At 68.9% G+C, this 2,353-nt stretch carries 3 protein-coding genes; 2 read left to right on the forward strand and 1 reads right to left on the reverse strand.

Annotated features, from left to right (window positions below; translation table 11 throughout):
* On the forward strand, window positions 1-292 hold a 292-nt coding region (locus EQG76_RS15285; RefSeq protein WP_200840842.1), incomplete at its 5' end, for an FAD-dependent monooxygenase.
* Between the two features lies 1 nt (window position 293).
* Window positions 294-620, forward strand: a complete 327-nt coding sequence (locus EQG76_RS15290) for a YnfA family protein (RefSeq protein ID WP_159714953.1) — start codon at window positions 294-296, stop codon at window positions 618-620.
* A gap of 21 nt (window positions 621-641) precedes the next feature.
* Here EQG76_RS15290 and rho read toward each other — a convergent pair whose 3' ends face one another.
* Window positions 642-1,889 (reverse strand): transcription termination factor Rho, encoded by a 1,248-nt coding sequence (rho, locus tag EQG76_RS15295; RefSeq protein WP_235031386.1) that lies wholly within the window; start codon window positions 1,887-1,889, stop codon window positions 642-644.
* Between the last annotated feature and the right edge of the window lie 464 nt (window positions 1,890-2,353).

The following is a 2,353-nucleotide window of genomic DNA, read 5'->3' on the forward strand; positions in this document are numbered from 1 at the left end:
GGTCCATCCCATCCACGCCCAGGGCTTCAACATGGGGATCGCCGACGTGGCGGCCCTAGTGCGGCTCATCGCGGCGCGGCCGGACGAACCGGGCTCCCCCGACGTGCTGCGCGCCTATGAGCGGCAGCGACGCGGCCCGAACACCCGCTCGATCTGGCTGACCCACGGCTTGGCCCGGCTGTTCACCAACGAGCTGGTGCCGGTCACGCGCGCCCGTGGAGCAGCGCTCACCCTGCTGGACCGGCTGCGCCCGCTGCGGCGCTTTGCCATCCAGCGCGGCATGCGGACCTGAGATGTCGGTTCTGCCGATCTATCTCGGCGCGGCCCTGGCCGAGATCGCCGGCTGCTTCGCGTTCTGGGCCTGGCTGCGGCTTGGCCGCTCGATCCTCTGGCTGGTGCCCGGCATGGCCAGCCTCGCCCTGTTCGCCTGGCTCCTGACGCTGAGCCCCGCAGATGCCGCGGGACGCGCTTTTGCGGCCTATGGCGGCATCTACATCCTCGCGAGCCTGCTCTGGCTCTGGGCGGCCGAAGGGGTGTGCCCGGACCGCTGGGATCTGGCCGGCACGCTGGTCTGCCTGCTGGGTGCGGCCCTGATCTTGTTCGGGCCCCGCCCGGCCTGAGCCGGACCGAGGCCCGCCAAATCAGTTCATGGTGTTCCAGAAGTCGTCGTTGGTCTTCGCGTGCTTCATCTTGTCGAGCAGGAACTCGATCGCATCCACCGTGCCCATCGGGCTGAGGATGCGGCGCAGGACCCACATGCGCTGGAGCGTGCCGCGATCGACCAGCAGTTCCTCCTTGCGGGTACCGGACTTCTGCACGTCCAGGGATGGGAACACGCGCTTGTCGGCGATCCGACGGTCCAGCACGATCTCCGAGTTGCCTGTACCCTTGAACTCCTCGAAGATCACCTCGTCCATGCGCGAGCCGGTGTCGATCAGCGCCGTGGCGATGATGGTGAGCGAGCCGCCCGCCTCGATGTTGCGCGCCGCACCGAAGAAGCGCTTGGGCCGCTGCAGGGCGTTGGCGTCGACGCCGCCGGTCAGCACCTTGCCGGACGAAGGCACCACCGTGTTGTAGGCGCGTGCCAGGCGGGTGATGCTGTCCAACAGGATCACCACGTCCTTGCCCATCTCGACCAGGCGCTTGGCCTTCTCGATCACCATCTCGGCGACCTGGACATGGCGGGTCGCCGGCTCGTCGAAGGTCGAGGAGACCACCTCGCCGCGCACGGTGCGCTGCATGTCGGTGACCTCTTCCGGCCGCTCGTCGATCAGCAGCACGATCAGGAACACCTCGGGGTGGTTCGCCATGATCGCGTGGGCGATGTTCTGCATCAGCACCGTCTTGCCGACCCGGGGCGGCGCCACGATCAGCGCACGCTGGCCTTTGCCCAGCGGCGAGGTCATGTCGATGATCCGCGTGCTCATGTCCTTGATGCCCGGGACCTCGAGCTTGAGCTTCTCGGTCGGGTAATAGGGCGTCAGGTTCTCGAAATGGACGCGGTGCCGGGCCTTCTCCGGCTCCTCGAAATTGATCGTGTTGGCGCGCAGCAGGGCGAAGTAGCGCTCACCCTCCTTGGGCGCCCGCACCAGGCCATGGACCACGTCGCCGGTGCGCAGGCCGAAGCGGCGGATCTGCGACGGCGACACGTAGACGTCGTCCGGCCCCGCCACGTAGTTCACGTCCGGCGAGCGCAGGAAGCCGAAGCCGTCCTGGAGGATCTCGATGACCCCGTCGCCCGTGATCGCGATGTCAGTCTCGGCCAGGCGCTTCAGGACCGCGAAGATCAGGTCGCCCTTCTTCAGGGCGCTCGGCTGCTCGATGCCCAGCTCTTCGGCATAGGTCAGAAGCTCGGCCGGCGAGCGGCGCTTCAGCTCGGTGAGGTTGATGGTCGGCCGGTTGACGTCCGCGGCGATCTCCGCGGCGGCCAATTCCTCCTCCTCGCGCACCCGCGGCAGGCCGTCATGGCGCCCGCCCCGCCGCTGCTCGAAATGGCGCTGGCGGCTGTCGTCACGTTCGCGGCGGAACTCGTTGCGGTTGCGCTCGAAATTGTTGCGGTTGTCCTGGCGTTCGCGGAACTCGCGCGGCTCGCGGAACTCCCGCTGCCGGTCCTGGCGCGGGCCACGATCCTGCTGCCGGTCCTGGCCCCGCTCGCGGCGGTCCTGACGCTCGTCACGCTCCGGCCGCTCGGCCCGGACCGGTGCGGGTGCCGGGGCGAGATCGCCCGGCTCCTCGCCCGGCATCGGCGGAATGGTGATGTCCGGCTGCGGTTCAGAGGAAAGATCGCGGCTCCCGCCCTGGTCCGCCGCCTCCTCCGTAACCCCACCAAAGGCATCGCCGCCGCCAGGTGCCG

Origin of the sequence: Geminicoccus flavidas (assembly GCF_009806515.1) — a bacterium.
GTDB lineage: Bacteria > Pseudomonadota > Alphaproteobacteria > Geminicoccales > Geminicoccaceae > Geminicoccus > Geminicoccus flavidus.

Bases quoted from the DNA above. Each gene is read 5' to 3' on its own strand.
- EQG76_RS15290 (WP_159714953.1), top strand. From the start codon at position 294: ATGTCGGTTCTGCCGATCTATCTCGGCGCGGCCCTGGCCGAGATCGCC.